Annotated in this window: 17 protein-coding genes and 1 pseudogene; 9 read left to right on the forward strand and 9 right to left on the reverse strand. The window is 46.1% G+C overall.

The genetic code is table 11. From position 1 onward, the window contains the following. The first annotated feature begins 124 nt into the window (after nucleotides 1–124). From LZG72_RS22055 to LZG72_RS22080, 6 genes and pseudogenes are all read left to right on the forward strand, one after another. Entirely contained in the window at nucleotides 125–1,045 is a 921-nt protein-coding gene (locus LZG72_RS22055; RefSeq protein WP_233877197.1) for a DUF6268 family outer membrane beta-barrel protein, read from the forward strand. A gap of 426 nt (nucleotides 1,046–1,471) precedes the next feature. Then, complete coding sequence (locus LZG72_RS22060) at nucleotides 1,472–1,822, forward strand: nuclear transport factor 2 family protein (RefSeq protein WP_233877199.1); 351 nt, start codon at nucleotides 1,472–1,474, stop codon at nucleotides 1,820–1,822. A 147-nt stretch (nucleotides 1,823–1,969) separates the two neighbouring features. Next, nucleotides 1,970–2,929, forward strand: coding sequence for a histidine kinase (locus tag LZG72_RS22065; protein WP_233877201.1), 960 nt, complete (start codon nucleotides 1,970–1,972; stop codon nucleotides 2,927–2,929). A gap of 95 nt (nucleotides 2,930–3,024) precedes the next feature. After that, on the forward strand, nucleotides 3,025–3,669 hold the full coding sequence (locus LZG72_RS22070) for a porin family protein (RefSeq protein WP_233877203.1): 645 nt from the start codon (nucleotides 3,025–3,027) through the stop codon (nucleotides 3,667–3,669). Between the two features lie 128 nt (nucleotides 3,670–3,797). Continuing rightward, entirely contained in the window at nucleotides 3,798–4,001 is a 204-nt protein-coding gene (locus LZG72_RS22075) for a helix-turn-helix domain-containing protein (RefSeq protein ID WP_233877205.1), read from the forward strand. Between the two features lie 357 nt (nucleotides 4,002–4,358). After that, nucleotides 4,359–4,445, forward strand: a pseudogene (locus LZG72_RS22080) (Crp/Fnr family transcriptional regulator); the annotation flags it as partial. Nucleotides 4,446–4,671: 226 nt separating this feature from the next. Here the strand turns inward: LZG72_RS22080 and LZG72_RS22085 are convergent. Genes LZG72_RS22085 through LZG72_RS22100 form a run of 4 tightly spaced genes read right to left on the reverse strand, consistent with a single transcriptional unit; the run spans nucleotide 4,672 to nucleotide 7,043 of the window. Then, nucleotides 4,672–5,586 (reverse strand): AraC family transcriptional regulator, encoded by a 915-nt coding sequence (locus LZG72_RS22085; protein ID WP_233877207.1) that lies wholly within the window; start codon nucleotides 5,584–5,586, stop codon nucleotides 4,672–4,674. Nucleotides 5,587–5,620: 34 nt separating this feature from the next. Further along, nucleotides 5,621–6,358: an SDR family oxidoreductase gene (locus tag LZG72_RS22090; protein WP_233877209.1), complete on the reverse strand. Its 738-nt coding sequence runs from the start codon at nucleotides 6,356–6,358 to the stop codon at nucleotides 5,621–5,623. After that, complete coding sequence (locus LZG72_RS22095; RefSeq protein WP_233877330.1) at nucleotides 6,355–6,684, reverse strand: hypothetical protein; 330 nt, start codon at nucleotides 6,682–6,684, stop codon at nucleotides 6,355–6,357. The genes LZG72_RS22090 and LZG72_RS22095 overlap by 4 nt, the downstream gene beginning before the upstream one ends. Continuing rightward, nucleotides 6,603–7,043: an SDR family oxidoreductase gene (locus LZG72_RS22100; protein ID WP_233877211.1), complete on the reverse strand. Its 441-nt coding sequence runs from the start codon at nucleotides 7,041–7,043 to the stop codon at nucleotides 6,603–6,605. Before LZG72_RS22100 ends, LZG72_RS22095 begins: the two co-directional genes overlap by 82 nt. 170 nt (nucleotides 7,044–7,213) lie before the next feature. Here LZG72_RS22100 and LZG72_RS22105 point away from each other — a divergent pair, with 170 nt between their 5' ends. From LZG72_RS22105 to LZG72_RS22115, 3 genes are all read left to right on the forward strand, one after another. After that, entirely contained in the window at nucleotides 7,214–7,798 is a 585-nt protein-coding gene (locus LZG72_RS22105) for a Crp/Fnr family transcriptional regulator (protein ID WP_233877212.1), read from the forward strand. Between the two features lie 128 nt (nucleotides 7,799–7,926). Then, complete coding sequence (locus LZG72_RS22110) at nucleotides 7,927–8,580, forward strand: hydrolase (protein WP_233877214.1); 654 nt, start codon at nucleotides 7,927–7,929, stop codon at nucleotides 8,578–8,580. 73 nt (nucleotides 8,581–8,653) lie between these two features. Then, nucleotides 8,654–8,839, forward strand: a complete 186-nt coding sequence (locus tag LZG72_RS22115) for a hypothetical protein (protein ID WP_233877216.1) — start codon at nucleotides 8,654–8,656, stop codon at nucleotides 8,837–8,839. 112 nt (nucleotides 8,840–8,951) lie between these two features. On the opposite strand, the gene LZG72_RS22120 is transcribed toward LZG72_RS22115, so the two are convergent. Genes LZG72_RS22120 through LZG72_RS22140 form a run of 5 tightly spaced genes read right to left on the reverse strand, consistent with a single transcriptional unit; the run spans nucleotide 8,952 to nucleotide 15,275 of the window. Then, entirely contained in the window at nucleotides 8,952–10,184 is a 1,233-nt protein-coding gene (locus LZG72_RS22120) for a S9 family peptidase (protein WP_233877218.1), read from the reverse strand. A 27-nt stretch (nucleotides 10,185–10,211) separates the two neighbouring features. Then, a complete protein-coding gene (locus LZG72_RS22125) occupies nucleotides 10,212–11,726 on the reverse strand; it encodes an FGGY-family carbohydrate kinase (protein WP_233877220.1) in 1,515 nt (504 codons plus the stop codon). Nucleotides 11,727–11,761: 35 nt separating this feature from the next. After that, nucleotides 11,762–12,934, reverse strand: a complete 1,173-nt coding sequence (locus LZG72_RS22130; protein WP_233877222.1) for an iron-containing alcohol dehydrogenase — start codon at nucleotides 12,932–12,934, stop codon at nucleotides 11,762–11,764. Continuing rightward, nucleotides 12,928–14,415, reverse strand: a complete 1,488-nt coding sequence (locus LZG72_RS22135; protein WP_233877225.1) for a CoA-acylating methylmalonate-semialdehyde dehydrogenase — start codon at nucleotides 14,413–14,415, stop codon at nucleotides 12,928–12,930. The genes LZG72_RS22130 and LZG72_RS22135 overlap by 7 nt, the downstream gene beginning before the upstream one ends. 8 nt (nucleotides 14,416–14,423) lie before the next feature. Next, nucleotides 14,424–15,275 (reverse strand): class I fructose-bisphosphate aldolase, encoded by an 852-nt coding sequence (locus LZG72_RS22140; protein WP_233877228.1) that lies wholly within the window; start codon nucleotides 15,273–15,275, stop codon nucleotides 14,424–14,426. Between the last annotated feature and the right edge of the window lie 3 nt (nucleotides 15,276–15,278).

Consider the following 15,278-nt stretch of genomic DNA (forward strand, 5'->3'; position numbering starts at 1 on the left):
CCCTGCGGCTGCATTTTAACCTGCCGATTCTAAACTCCATGGTTTATCGATTTTTGTGTTGGACGATTCACCGTTCTTTTGAGGAAATCAAAACGAATGTAAACGTCAATACAAGGTCAAAACCATGAAACGAGCATTATTAGTGGCTACATTATTAGTAGCACTATTATCTAAAAAAGCAGAAGCGCAGCAAGCAACTTTCAAAACAGAATTCATTGGAAATTCGGGCTATTGGTTTCTTCCCAACGGCGATAAACCGAAGGAAAGGATCGGTGATGGCACAGGTTCGGCCATCATTTATCAGGGAGCATTTAATATGCCGCTCTCCTCGAAAATGAATGAAAATAACCGCCCCACCGTCTGGGGAGTTGGCCTTAGCGGGGCATATGCATCGCTAAACAACAAAAGCTTCGAGGACGAAATGGTTTCAAAAATCATGAATCTTCAAGTAGGCATTTACCATTTGCGGCCACTGAATGACAGATGGTCTATGCGGGCCAGTGTGGGTGTGGGCGTATTTACCCCGTCTGCGAACCTGTCCAAAATAAGGTTTAAAAATGTGCTTGGCAGTGCAGGTGTTGTCTTTATCCGCCACTTGAAACCCAACCTGGCCATTGGGGGTGGATTAGCCGTAAACAGCTCGTTAGGCTACCCAATGCTATTTCCTGCCGTTTACCTGAACTGGAAACGCGAGGGCAACTTCAACCTCAAAGCCGAGCTGATTGATGGGCTGGATGTTTCGGCGACTTATGGATTCAGTAAGCAGGTTAAGCTGGCGCTCGCTTTTGAAATGAACGGGCAAATGGCGTTGCTTGAAAAAGACGGCCGCGATGTGATATTCTCTCACCAATATATTGTGACGGGGCTTCGTCCGGAAATCATATTGGGTAAAACGGGTCTGTCGATGTCTGCTATGGTCGGGCTGAATCTGTATCGCCCTGCCTCTTACAGCGACCGGACTTTAAAAGGGATGTTTGCCTCTAATAATGACTACTACTTCTCTGTTTCCCCTTACGCATCGGTTGGGTTAAAAATGGGGTTATAGTTTAAGGTTGCCACGCTTGTCGGCTGACTTGGCTTCTTTAAGCGGAACTGTCGTTTCTGACTCAGATTACTGATCTGCTTCGCTTGATCAACACTTCCTGGACAGACCGGGCAATATTGAGATCCAGCTGGATTTGGTCAAAGATTACAGGACCAATGTTGCGCTGTATCCAAGATTTCATCAATACTTCCGGGAATACCAGCCAAAATTGTTGTTAGTTTGAGGAAACAGAGATCCATATTTTTTGCCAGCCGGAGCGGAGGCATATAAGAAGGATTTACCCGATGCGACTTTGAAATTTTACGAAACTGGTCACTTCGCTCTTGAGACACACTCGGAACTGATCGGGGCCGGTATACTTGAATTTATGGAAACACTGCCAATTTAAAAGCGTCGTAACAAGTTTTATATAAACTCTATTTCATTATGAATTCAGATAACAAGGCCATATTATCAAAAGCAAATGCTGCTGTGGCAGAAGGAGATAATGAAGGATTTCTGTCTTTCTGCACCGAAGATTTAAAGTATGAATTTGTCGGTGAGCAGACATTGCAGGGAAAGGATGCCGTTCGGGCATATATGAAAATAGCATATGTGGAACCGCCAGAATTCGACGTTGAACATTTGATCGCCGAAGGTGATTTTGTTACAGCTATTGGAAAGATCAGCATGAAGGACGAAAGTGGGAAAAAAATTGACTACTCCTATTGCGATGTCTGGCGTTTTCAGGATGGCAAGATGGCCGAATTAAAAGCATTCGTCATCGAAATCCCATAGATGTTTTCGCTGTTGGCATCTACAAAACACCTGTTCAAATAATATATTTTTTCACCGTTGACTGCTGACCTACTTTTGTATCACCTCTTAGGAAAGAGGAAAGTAACACATCTTTCGGGATGATTAAATAAGCTCAAAGACAGTACAATGCTAAAAGCGACTTTAAACTTTTTAAGAGCAAGTTACAAGCGATTAGCGCTATTAGCCTTATTCTCTTTGGTGATTTACTGTTCGTTTCTTTTGCTTTCATACGTGACAAATCCGGCGCAGACTTCACGCGTTTTTGCTGGCCGGACGGGCTTTTTTTTCAACACCCTGATATTCGTAATTGAGTCTGTCATTACGCATTACATTCTGATCTTTGGATTAATACTCCCGGTAATGCGAAAGCAACGTACTTTTCGCAACGCTGTGATTATCGGGCTACTGTTCTTTCTAGCCAAGTTTGCGTATGATTACATTTCCTTTTTGATAGAGAGAGCAGAACGAGCGCGCGACATGGCTGCTGCTTCCCCGGCTGCTTTGCCCGAAGATAGTATGAGATGGGTGTTGATCATGTCTTACGTATTTGTCCTGATTGCAAGTTTTTCAGTAGCACTATTAATTGAATGGGTCCACAAAGACAGAGAGCGCATTATGCTTGAAAAGGATAAGACAGAAGCGGAACTGAAAGCCTTAAAGCACCAGATTAACCCTCATTTCCTGTTTAACTCATTGAGCTTTATTTATGGAAAGGTGATCAAGCTCGATAAAGAAACTGCGGATTCAATCCTGATGCTGGCCAACATTATGCGGTATGCTTTGGGAAAAAGCACCCGCATTGATGGCACCGTCAACATTATGGATGAATTGGAGCATTTGAAAAATGTGATTGAAATTAACCAGCGTCGCCATAATCATCAACTAGCGTCCGGAACGGCCATAACAAGTAATAACGCAACCACCACCACCAATTACGCCACAAAGGTTTCACTGGATATCTATACTGACCAGGGCAGCACCTATTACAATAAGTCCAGAAGCTCTTTTGGCAGCCAGATAGATTCATATGTAAGTACATTGGATTACCTCATCAAGCGCACTCCTTTCGGGTCTAAGAACCGATAAGATAAATTGCTCCATTCGCACCGTTCCTTAAAAATTTTTATCAATTACAATTAACTTAAAACCAATATCCACATGAAAAACATGATGATTGCCCTGTGTATGCTCACAATCAGCTACGCCGCAATGCCCAGTACGACCCGGCTTTCCGATTCGGGATTAAAGCAGGCGCTAACTTATCCAATATCAATGGCAGCAACGATCTAAGCCTCTCACCAGGCGGTAATGCATTTGATTTCAAGGACAACGATAACCGTTCACTTGGGTTCGCAGGTGGTGTTTTCTTCCGCTTTGGTAAAACATTTTATTTCCAGCCAGAGCTTTTGTTGTCCCAAAAAGGCGGAAAGTTCAATGTATATGAGGACGGTGTGCTGAACGATGGAAAAGTGGATGTTCGTTTTTCAAACTTCGATGTCCCCGTTCTGTTCGGGGTGCGCATTGCTAAATTCTTCCGCGTCAATGTGGGTCCGATGGCATCGCTCAGATTAAATAAAAATGGTAAAATCGGTGATTCATTTGATGACGTAACAGGTGGAAATTCAGGAGCTGAATTCAAAAACCGGTTAGCATTCGGTTATCAGGCGGGCGTTGCCCTTGACCTTGGCAGATTGAGTCTGGATGTGCGTTATGAAGGTAACTTCACTGACATTATGAAGATTCAGTTCGCTAATACTACAACCGCTTCACAATTTGGTAAAAAGAGCAACCTTTTCCAGGCTACACTGGGGCTTGCTATTTTCTAACTATCGAAGACTAAACAAGTAGCGTATATAGCCGACCGTAACAAGTCGGTCTGCTATATACGCTTTTTACATTCGGGCTGTTTTTTTATTAGTATCTGCTAAACCCGGGAGATAATTTCGCTATCAACATGTTGTCAAAGGAATTGAAGGAGCTTGAAATGATCAGCATTGTCGAGCGCAAGGTGTACAATCAGACACCCGTGCTGATTGAGTACAGGTTAACAAAGTCTGGAAAAGACATTGCAAATGTGATTGATTTAATGATAGATTGGGGGATGGTTCACAGAACACAGGTGATCACAAATACCGACACAGGAGCAGGAAGTGACTAGACTTTCTATCCCGCGGTTTGGATACAACAACGATGATTCGGAAACAAATTCCTGCCGTAGTATCCCAACATTTGTGTTCGACTCAGTATTTCTCTCTTTCGCATGTACAAAACGCCTGTTCAGATAATAGATTTCTTTAAAGATTGCTTGGCGCATTACTTTGAAGATTTTATAAATAACTGTTTTGACCTATTTCGTGAATTCGTGGCAAAGCATGAAATGAAACAGGCCGTTACGCTGCTGCAAGTCGTTGCCCTGAACGACACGCTGAATATAGAACTGGATGCTACTGTGGTAAGATAGAGGCTGGCTAACATGCTTCATAAATTATCTTCCAGTACGGCTACTGCTTTTTTTGTCAATCGTATACCTCTTTCTCATATCGCTTCCTACCTGGGAATTACACAACAATCATTAAGCAGAATCAGAAAAAACATCCGTTAAAATCGCTTTTTACCAATTGGGAAATGGTCGCCCTTTTTAGATACCAACATAAGTTTCACTGCTGAAACGCGTTATGCTGAATTTGTTGAATGCTATCCCGATCTTAACACTTCGACAATGATCTTTCCATGACTGAGATAAGTACCAAAGACTACTATTATTAAAAACCCTTCAAAGCGTCAACTTTCACTACGAAAAGCCTGGACCAGTCAATAAAATTTAGAAATCAATTAAAAGATTGCCTGAAAGCAAGTGGAGAGAGGTTTGTTTTTGTTTTGAACAGGCGGCTGAAAGACTGAGGGTACTCAAATCCCAGTTCATAGGCGATTTCAGAAACGGACAAATTGGAAGTTGAAAGTCTTTCCTTCGCTTTCTCCACAAGTTTTTCCTGAATATGGTGCTGGGCATTTTCCCCTGTCAACGAGCGCAGCATATCGCTAAGGTAGCTGGCCGACATGCTCAGTTTGTCGGCAAGCATTTGAACGGTTGGAACGCCGGTTTCAGCGGCGGCTCCGTTTTTAAAATAGTCGTCTAAGATTTCCTCTATTATTTGCAGCAGGTGATTATTGGCTGCTTTTCTGGTAATAAACTGGCGCCCGTAAAACCGGTTGCTATAATTAAGCAGCAGCTCAATCTGGGAAATCAGTACATCCTGACTGAAACGATCGATCCTGCCATCAAGCTCTTCCTGGATGATATTGAATACAGCAAAAATAGCAGTGCGTTCCTTGTCCGAAAGATGTAAAGCCTCGTTGGCAGCGTAGGTAAAAAAACCATATTGCTTGATTGTACCCGCCAGCGGGTAAGAAAGTAGAAAGTCAGGGTGAACAAGAAGCAGGTAGCCAGAGCTTGCAGTGCCGTTCGGGCTTTCAAAAATTTGACCCGGCGCAGTAAATACCAGGCCGCCTTCACCAAAGTCATAAAAGCTTTGCCCGTATTTGGCTTTCCCGCACAGGTTCATCTTATAGGCAATTTTGTAAAAAGGCATAACCATCGAGGGCGGCAAGGCCCCGGGACTAATCGTCATGTCTTTGATGTCAATAAAACTTACCATCGGGTGCAACGGCTTTGGAAGCCCGAACACCCGATGAAAGTCGGTTAATGATTCAAATTTGTACAAAGCAGGAGCTTCTGTTTTCATAACTTAAAGATATTGAACTTTAACCAAATATGCCTTACCAAGGCGTTACACCTGTTTGAGGATTATATTCTTCGCTAAAAAACTGCCCGGTCGGGCCATCGCTATCGATCATTGCGTACTTGGCAACACGCGCTCCTCCCTGCTGAACTGTTCCGGTTCCCCGGTGGCCGTTAAAGTCAGTAGCCACAAAGCCTGGGCAAACTGCATTGACTTTGAATGGCGTATCCCGCAACTGGTAGGCCAGATCAATGGTGTACATATTCATTGCAGCTTTGGAGGAAGTGTACACCGCAGCTTTGTGATCGTAATATTTCCAGGATGGGTCACTGTGCAGCGTCAAAGAGCATCCACTCGATGACACATTCACAATACGGGGCTCTGGCGCCTTGCGCAGCAGGTCAATAAATGCCTGCGTTACCCGGACTACTCCATACAGATTAGTGTCAAAAACCTTTTTGTATTGATCGACATCCGCTTCCAGAGATGATTGCGGCATCCCGCCATTAATCCCTGCGTTGTTGATCAAAGCATCCAGTGCCTGGGTTTTCTCACCAATTGTGGCACGCGCGGCCCGCACTGAGGCTGCATCTGTTACATCCAAAGGTATGGCTTCAACGTTATCAAGGCCTTCTGCTTTCAACTTTTCGACTGCTTCCAAGCCATTCTCTAAACTGCGGCTTCCAAGATATACATAATATCCTTGCAGGAGAAGTTGGCGTGCGGTTTCAAAGCCAACACCTTTGTTAGCTCCGGTAATCAGTACTTTTTTCATGATTGATTAGATTTATTGTGATAAGTCAATGCAAATTCTTTTGCAAAATCAGCCAGCTTTACTTTACCGAGAGCCGGTTTGTTGCGATAATAATCTTCGTAAAGACTTCCGTTTTGTTGCGCAGCCTGCATTTCAACCAGGCCATTTGCGATCCATTTATTCATACCTGCATCCAGCATTTGTTGCAGCATCTGTTCACGCGGGATCGCCTGCCATTTCAAATTGGGCATACCAATGGCTTCCCCTAACACTGTTGCAATTTCATTGGGAGAAACTTCGTCACTTGCCAGATAATGAACTGACCTTCCCTCAAAAGGTTTTTCCATTTCTTCTGCAATGACTGCCGCAATGTCCAGGGGAGACACCCACGGCTCTTTCTGGTCGCCTCCATAGGTTTGAATGATCGCAGCTTGCGAGGAGCAACGAAATCTGCGTCTTTGTCAAAGATGTTGCCGATACCTTCCCAAGCTTCCATCAGATAAACAATGTCGGCTTCTTTGAAAGTAGCTGTCAAAAAATCAGGATCTTGTATAGTACCAATGGCTGCTTTTGCACCCAGAGCTTCAATGGCCTCGCGCCGCGCCGATTTACTGCTTATGATGGTCAGGTCATGTTTTTTACGGATTAATTCTTCTGCTAAGGGTTTACCAATATTTCCTAGCGAACCGGTTATTACAATTTTCATTCTGTTCTGTTTTTTTGTATTGCAAAGTTGTGCAACCTTCAAAAAGCAGATCTAACAGAATCAACGGTTCTTATAACAAAATTGAGGAAACCTACCGCTATGTCCCGTTTTCAAGATTTGATTATATCGTAACATTGTATCTATTTTGTCGTATTGAAATACTTTTTACGATGTACGAGGCTTTTTTTAACTATCTGGAAAAATTTAGTTCTGAGCCGGTTTCAGAAGATGATAAGGTTTTGCTTGAAAAAGCATTGATTCCAGCCAAGTTACGAAAGAGGCAATATTTCCTACAAGCTGGCGACCAGTGCAAAAACTTTGCATTTATAGTAAAAGGAGCAATGCGACAATATTCGGTGGATGATAAAGGCACTGAATATATGGTCAGGTTAGGAGTTGAAGACTGGTGGATGGGAGACCGCGAAAGCTGGGTTATGCTCACTGCAAGCATTTACAATATCGATGCCTGGGAGGATACCGAAATGCTTTTGATTAACAGAGCTAACACCTTAGAGCTGATAAAAACGATACCTGCATTTCGTGATATGATACAGCAGCTTGACGAAAAAAATAATATTGCCAATCAACGCAGGCTGACCTCAACCATAAGTTCTACTGCGCAAAAACGCTATACTGAATTTATCGACTGTTATCCCGAACTACAACAACGATTTCCGCAGCACATCATCGCGTCATACCTGGGTATCACAAAAGATACGCTAAGCCGCGTCAGACGTCAGCTTTTACAACAGTAAAATCCAGTCAGCTTCAACAGGAGATTAGCCATCAGTAGACATTAGTCTACCTTTTTTTTCGACTTACATCATCTTTTGCTTCTACGCGGTATCGGAACTTTGCCTTTATAAAACATAAACAAAGTTCCATGCAAAATGTAAAAACAGGCCTTGAAGCCCTTCTTCGTCCTGAGGACAGCATTCTCGTCTTAATCGATCACCAGCCTTACCAGTTCACCAACCTGAACAGCCACGAGCCTACCATCATTATTAACAATGTTACGGGTCTTTCTAAGGCAGCAAAAGTGTTTAATGTACCCACCATTCTGACTACGGTTATTGAAGAACGCGGCGGCTACATCATCAAACAGATCCAGGATGTTTTCCCTGAACAAAAACCGATCAACCGTACTTTTATCAATACCTGGCAGGACCCTAATGTTACCGATATTGTAAAAGAAAGCGGCCGCAAACAGCTGATTATGTGCGGCTTGTGGACAGAGGTGTGCGTTGCTATGCCAGCGATCCAGGCACTTAGCGAAGGCTACGATGTATTTGTGGTTACAGATGCTTGTGGAAGCGTCACAGCAGAAGCACACGATATGGCTGTGCGCCGAATGGTTCAGGCCGGAGTGGTGCCGATTAACTGGATGGCCGTTGCTGCTGAATGGCAACGTAACTGGGCCCGGATGGAAACAGCACGTCCATTATCCGGTGTACTATTGGAACATGGCGGAGGAAGCGGAGTATCGCTTGCCTGGGAATTGCAGCTTCTAGCGACTCCCGTACAAGAAAATCAGTGACAATTGGAAAGCAACATCTTGATCCATTCAGGATGTTGCTTTTTACATTTTTAACCATAAAAATCAAAAAAACATGAGCGAGGAAGCAGCCATAATGATGGAAAATAATCTCAGCCAGGTTTGGAATGAAAGAGATCCGGGCGCCAGGTTGAAGGCTATCGAGAAAATTTACGATTCCGCAGCGAATCTGTACCACGTCGGAGACCACGTTACAGGTCTTGATGCCATCAATAACAGCGTCACATCTACAAAGAAGTAAAGCTTATCTGCATTGATGATCAGCAGCGCATGGTTCCATGTTGTTGGCTGTCCAGTGAACAGGGAGTATTTTAAAACAAAGTGCCGGAAATCACGAAGGCAGATGAAATTTTTCAGTTGAAAATAAACTCGCTTGATGCGGAAATATTCCGGTGATCTTTGGTATAAAAAAAACCGTACTTAAAGTTTTCTGTCCGCATATCAGTCGATAATGTGCGCGTTTCCGGGTCAATCTTTACCTTTTTTTTCAGCCAGACTCTTTCCTCATTGGTCGAAGTCGTGTCATTTGAATAATAAAAATCTGCATACCACAAAGAAACGGGTCCCTGGTACGATGCCTTGACTTCATCAGTTCCTTTCGGCATGTCGGTTACCATGGTCAGCGGCGCCTTATTTTCCAGAATATTTTCCATAAAATACCTGATCTCATGTGGTTCCCAGCCCCATTCATGGCTATGTTTCATCTCGGGCAGTAAAAGGACCTGACGCTTATTTTTAGCTACCAAATTGTACGTTTTACTGTAAGTAACCACATTGTAAAATTTATCCTTGTTCCCGTTGACAAAACAAAACTGCGGACTCGCAAACGGCAGGTATACAGACGGATCGAAATAGCGCATCCATTTATGCCGGACATCCTCCGAAAGATGGTTAAGCGGCACTTTGAATACATCCGATTCGTCATAATATCCACATCCGTAAACCGGCACTGCGGCTTTGAAACGATTGTCGAGCGAAGCAACAATGCAAGTCAGGTAACCGCCCCAGCTGATGCCGGTCACACCCGTTTTAGCCTGGTCGACTTCGGGAAAATTAAGCAGCAGCGAATGTGCCTGAATAGATGCTGCAACCGCGTGATAGCTCCACATATCTTTCGGGTTCGACTTTCCCATTTTATCGAATTTTTGTTCCTGGGACTGGTCCGGCCCGGGCTGCGCCAGTTTTTTACCATCCGCACCGTTTCCCGACAAATCCATCGCTATAGCCGCATAACCTTCTGATGCCCATTTTTCCACCCATTCTTTAAAAGCCTTTCCTCCGCCTCCGTGGATCAGTACTATGCCCGGAAATTTATTTTTACGGTTGGTTATTCCGTTCAACAAATTCGGGTTAGAATAATAAGCAAACACCTGAGTCGGGTGGCCATCGTAAGCAACACTTTTGTAAAGCAAGGTATGGACCGGACTTTTTTTATCCAGCCACTCCACTTCCGGCGCCTTGCTCAGCTGGCCAAGATCCCACAACAATGAATCGATTTTGATCGCCTCTCGATTAATAACCAGGCTTGTTTTTTGCTGGCCAAAGGCGGTAAAAGTGATGAGTACTAAGAAAAATATGTTTTTCATCTGATTCAAAGTTCACTTATTCAGAAATTAGAATGACTTGTGCCATCCTTTTTTGATCGCCTCCGGAATCGTTGTTGCAAGTACCTTGTAAAGTTCATACCGCAGCTGATATAATGCCTGATTTTGCAAATTCGGCTCGAAAACGACTTTTATGTCCGGTGTTAATTCCTGAAAGCTACTATAAAGCCCTGCACCAATGCCTGTACTAAAAGCGGCGCCCCAGGTACCTGTCTCTCTGCAACTGCATATTTCTACCTCCATACCCAAAACATCGGCAAAGAGTTGTCCGAAGATCCCGCTCCCCGATGCTCCGCCGGTCAGCCTCACACTACGATTCTGAATGCCCGCGTTCTGCAGCTTTTCTATGTGATATTTATGCCCGAAAACAATTCCTTCGTACAGTGACCATAACATATCAGCCTTCGTATGCCAGCCAGAGAGCCCAAAAAAACCGCCCTTGGCATTCTTATGGATATTACCTCCATATAGGTACGGCAAATAAAACGGCGCATCCTGCCTGGGTACCTGCGCAGCTACCATCTGATCGCAAATCTGGAACACTGAAATGCCAGCCTTCTTCGCACGCCGCTTTTCTGTCGGGCAAAACTGGTCGACAAACCATTCCAGGTTTGTCATGGAACTGGCATCCGCTTCAATGCTGATATGGTATTGTGGACTTGCAAACAATGCACTCATAGCCAGATCATTATTTACCAAAGGCTTGTCAGTGAGCGTCGCATTCACACTCCAAGTTCCCGCAATCACACCAATTTGTCCCGGGCTGCAAATACCGCTTCCAATCAGGTTGGCACAAACATCGATCATCCCGGCTACCACTTTCGTACCCGGCATGAGGCCGGTTTCAATGGCTGCATTCGCGGTGACCTTTCCTATCACTTCGTAGCTTTTTTTGAGCATGGGCAAATCGGGGAGCAGATCCCCGAGACCATACATATCCAGCAATGCAGGATTATAGTTTTTTCTCTCGATATCCAACAAATTAGTTGCGCTCATATCCGAGTAATCGGAGGCAATTTCGCCGGTGAGGCAGAAATTGAGATAGTCTTTTGAGAGAAATACGGTACCTATTTTTTCGTAGGTAACTGGTTCCTCTTTTTTAAGCCATGCCAGCAAGGAATTGGTCTGAGCAGGCCAAAGCTTTTGACGGGTGTACGGGTATACTTTGTCCGCTAGCCCGGCCGCCTCCCATTCCGCGCAAATTCCGGCGGCACGCGTATCAACAGATTGGATTCCGCGCAGCACTTTTTTCTGTTTATCCAAAAGGTACAGTCCGTTTCCGTGACCGCAAATCCCGACAGCCGCAATTTCTCCCGGCCAAATATCTGCTTTGGCAATTACATTACGGATTGTTTTTGCGGCATACTCCCAAAGTTCCGTTAGATTTCTCTCGTGATGTCCCTGGGCAGGATGGTACGAAGGTATTCTGGCGGAACTGGTTGCGACCACATTTCCCTCGGTGTCAAAAATCGTCGCTTTGCAGATCGTGTTGCCGCTGTCTAGTCCTAGCAGGTACTTGCCCATTGGTCAAAGTCAGTTTAATGCAAGATCCGGGATTTTTACCAGGCCTCGCGATACAGTTTTACAATCTCATCATGAGAAGGAACAACCGGGTTATTCTGAGGACTACCCGAAGCCAGCGCGTCCTTGGCCATTTTATCCAAGACATTCCAAAATTCCTTTTCGTCCATTTCAAGACAGTGCCTGAGTCGCGGAATTTTCAACTTTTCATTTAAGCTTTCCAGACCAGCTATCAACTTTTCAGCAGCGTTTTGGTCGGAATCCTTACTATCTGCGAGACCCATTGTGCGCGAAACATTGGCATATCTCGATAGCGAACCCGGTAATGAGAAGCGCGTTACGGCTGGCAGCAAAACCGCGTTCGACAATCCATGTGCCAGATGGAACAGTGCACCCAGCGGCCGGCTCATGCCATGGACCAGGCAAACGCTGCTGTTGGTAAAAGCCATTCCGCCCTGGCAGGCTGCAACAGACATTCCCTCCCGGGCTTCCCGGTCACCCGGATTTTCCCAGGCTGAAACCAAATGCCTGCTCACCAAGCCAATGCAAGACAATGCAATCGGATCGGTCATTCTATTTGCCTTGCGGGAAACATAGGCTTCGATCCCGTGCGTCAGCGTATCCACACCCACATAGGCAGTGAGTGCCGGCGGCATGGACAGGGTAAGTTCAAAGTCGATCAGGGCGATTGTCGGCATGAGGTGCCGGTCCAGGATCATCATTTTCACATGTCGCTCCTCGTCTGTGATCACCGCTACCTTGGTCGCCTCGCTGCCTGTTCCGGCTGTGGTTGGTATGACGATCAGCGGCACCCCGGTATTTGGGATCTTGTGATAACCCGCATACTCGCTGAGCGGCGCATCATTATTGGCCAGAACAGCAATTGCCTTGGACGCGTCAATGGGGCTTCCTCCGCCGATTGCAACGATCAGGTCGGCTTGGCTGTCGCGGAAAATGCGCAGGCCTGCTTCAACATTGCGGACAGTCGGATCCGGCTGCACGCCGCTAAAAATGAACGACTCAATATTTTCGGCACTTAACGCTTCCGAAACATTGGCAATAAGGCCTGTACGGACCAGATAAGCATCTGTTACCAAGAGAACTTTCTTTGCGTGAAACCGCTGCGCGTAAACGGCGAGCTGGGTGATAACACCCGCCCCGGTCACCACCGAAGCAGGTGCATTGAATTCATGAAATGTTGCTGCTACCATCCCTGTGAGCGTTGATAGTTGTTATCCCAGCGGGAGAGCACCACTTTTTGACGGGTAAAAAACATCACACCTTCCGTTCCCTGAAGATGCAGGTCGCCGTAAAACGAATCATTCCATCCCGAAAATGGGAAAAGTGCCATAGGAGCAGGTACGCCCACATTCACCCCGATCATTCCACATTTGACACCCTGACTAAATTGTCGGGCAGCCGCTCCATTTGTGGTGTAAATCGTCGCGCCATTTCCAAACGGAAGCCGGTTCAGCCAGTCAATCGCTTCTTCCAGACTTTTTGGCGAAAGCATCGACAAAACGGGGCCGAATATTTCCTCCTGAAAAACCGGCATTTCTGGCAAAACTTGCTCGATCAATGTGGGGCCTACGAAAAAACCTTTCTCCGGGATATTGTTACGTCCGTCGCAAACCACACCCACGCCTTTTTCAATGGCCTGGTCAATGCATTTTAATATTCTATTCTGGGCCAAATCGTCGATTACCGGTCCCATATCAATATTATCACTGGCAGATGTATCGCCCATTTTCAGCGAATTCATCACAATGGAAAGTCGCTCTTTCAACGGTACCGCGATCTCGCCGATCCCCATTAACAGCGATCCGGCCATACAACGCTGTCCGGCACATCCGAAAGCGGCCCCGGTGATCGCCCTGATTGCAGATTCCGGGTCTGCGTCGGGCATAACCAGCTGCACATTTTTTGCACCGCCACCTGCCTGCACCCGTTTTCCGTGCGCAGTACCCAGACTGTACACGTATTTGGCTATATGTGAAGAACCTACAAAGCTGATCGCCGAAATACCGGGATGTGTGCAAATTGCATCGACTACCTCTTTTCCTCCGTGAACGATATTAAAAACGCCGTCGGGAAGTCCTGCTTCCTGGAACATTTCGGCCAGCCGCACGGCTGTGAGCGGTACTTTTTCGCTGGGTTTCAAGATAAATGTATTGCCGCAGGCAATCGCGAGCGGGAACATCCACATGGGTACCATCGCCGGAAAATTAAACGGACTGATGCCGGCGCAAACCCCGAGCGGTTCTCGCATGGTGATCCCATCGATCTGCGATGCCAGCTGACTAAGGTTCTCGCCTTTCAGCAACTGTGCAATGCCACAGGCAAATTCCACGACTTCAAATCCCCTCCGGATGTCTCCGCGCGCCTCTTCAATCGTCTTGCCGTTTTCAATGGTGATCAGTCGGGCAATGGCTTCCATTTCTTTTTCAAGAAGATACCGGTACCGGAACAGCACATCCGCTCTTTTTGGCGCAGGCAATTGCGACCAGGCCGGAAATGCGGCACTCGCTGCCTGCACGGCCTGGTCAAGATCCAGCGCCGTTCCCATAGGCGTCCGGGCAATGATCTCGCCTGTCGATGGGTTATATACGTTACCGAAACTGCCATCCGTTTTGCTGATCCACTTACCGCCGATCAGCATTGGGACTGTTTCATAATCTGCAGTCAAATCCATGCGACACGTTAATTTTCATTTTGATAAATAGCCAATGCCTGTTCCGGCGTCGCGTCCTCATGGATCATGGCCATAAAGGCTTTGACGATTTGTGCCGGATTGGGATGCTGGTACACATTTCTTCCATATACCAGCCCCATTGCACCTTGTTGCAGCAGGCCATGACTCTTGCGAAAAAGCTCGGGCAAGTCCGATTTTCCACCCCCGCGGACCAGTACCGGGCAGCGCGCCGCGGCGATTACTTCATGGTAATCCTCCACATGGTCGGTCGGGTCTGCTTTGATGATATCGGCGCCTAGCTCCCTTGCCTGCCTTACCAGGGGCACGATCAGGCTTTTATTTCCGTCTACCTGATAACCTCCCCGCGCATCATTTCCCTTCATTACCAACGGCTCGATCATCATCGGCATCCCGTATTTTTCACATACCCCGCGAAGACGGCTGATATTTTTGATGCTCAGCCTGAGCAAATCGGGTTCGCCTGGCAATAACAGCAGGTTCACGACAATGCAGGATGCATCCATGCGCAACGCTTCCAGGATCGGTTCTTCCTCATTTTGCAATGCACTGAACATGACTTTATGCGTTTGCGCATTGTAAGGGTTACCTACATCCACCCGCATCACAAGCGCCGGTTTGCTTTTCCCAGGGATACGCTGCAAAATGTCACTTTGTCCGTAGTTGGTTTGAATGGCATCTGGCCCTGCCTCTACCAGCTGGCCGATGACCTCGTCCATATTTTCGAGACCGTCTAAAAAGCCGTATTCGTTGAATACCCCGTGATCAACAGCCACGTCGAGGCATTTGCCGGACGCATTGAACATCCGGTTCAGCCGTACTTTGGATGATAAAAACATCATTTG

The sequence above is a fragment of the Dyadobacter sp. CY323 genome (genome assembly GCF_021390245.1).
Lineage (GTDB): Bacteria > Bacteroidota > Bacteroidia > Cytophagales > Spirosomataceae > Dyadobacter.

Excerpts from the sequence above, each read along its gene's own strand:
- LZG72_RS22100 (WP_233877211.1), bottom strand. The coding sequence starts at position 7,043 with ATGAAAATTGTAATAACCGGTTCGCTAGGAAATATTGGTAAACCCTTA.
- LZG72_RS22115 (WP_233877216.1), top strand. The coding sequence starts at position 8,654 with ATGAGCGAGGAAGCAGCCATAATGATGGAAAATAATCTCAGCCAGGTT.
- LZG72_RS22085 (WP_233877207.1), bottom strand. The coding sequence starts at position 5,586 with ATGAAAACAGAAGCTCCTGCTTTGTACAAATTTGAATCATTAACCGAC.
- LZG72_RS22065 (WP_233877201.1), top strand. The coding sequence starts at position 1,970 with ATGCTAAAAGCGACTTTAAACTTTTTAAGAGCAAGTTACAAGCGATTA.
- LZG72_RS22075 (WP_233877205.1), top strand. The coding sequence starts at position 3,798 with ATGTTGTCAAAGGAATTGAAGGAGCTTGAAATGATCAGCATTGTCGAG.
- LZG72_RS22105 (WP_233877212.1), top strand. The coding sequence starts at position 7,214 with ATGTACGAGGCTTTTTTTAACTATCTGGAAAAATTTAGTTCTGAGCCG.
- LZG72_RS22120 (WP_233877218.1), bottom strand. The coding sequence starts at position 10,184 with ATGAAAAACATATTTTTCTTAGTACTCATCACTTTTACCGCCTTTGGC.
- LZG72_RS22135 (WP_233877225.1), bottom strand. The coding sequence starts at position 14,415 with ATGGATTTGACTGCAGATTATGAAACAGTCCCAATGCTGATCGGCGGT.
- LZG72_RS22140 (WP_233877228.1), bottom strand. The coding sequence starts at position 15,275 with ATGATGTTTTTATCATCCAAAGTACGGCTGAACCGGATGTTCAATGCG.
- LZG72_RS22095 (WP_233877330.1), bottom strand. The coding sequence starts at position 6,684 with ATGGAAAAACCTTTTGAGGGAAGGTCAGTTCATTATCTGGCAAGTGAC.
- LZG72_RS22125 (WP_233877220.1), bottom strand. The coding sequence starts at position 11,726 with ATGGGCAAGTACCTGCTAGGACTAGACAGCGGCAACACGATCTGCAAA.
- LZG72_RS22090 (WP_233877209.1), bottom strand. The coding sequence starts at position 6,358 with ATGAAAAAAGTACTGATTACCGGAGCTAACAAAGGTGTTGGCTTTGAA.
- LZG72_RS22060 (WP_233877199.1), top strand. The coding sequence starts at position 1,472 with ATGAATTCAGATAACAAGGCCATATTATCAAAAGCAAATGCTGCTGTG.
- LZG72_RS22110 (WP_233877214.1), top strand. The coding sequence starts at position 7,927 with ATGCAAAATGTAAAAACAGGCCTTGAAGCCCTTCTTCGTCCTGAGGAC.
- LZG72_RS22055 (WP_233877197.1), top strand. The coding sequence starts at position 125 with ATGAAACGAGCATTATTAGTGGCTACATTATTAGTAGCACTATTATCT.
- LZG72_RS22130 (WP_233877222.1), bottom strand. The coding sequence starts at position 12,934 with ATGGTAGCAGCAACATTTCATGAATTCAATGCACCTGCTTCGGTGGTG.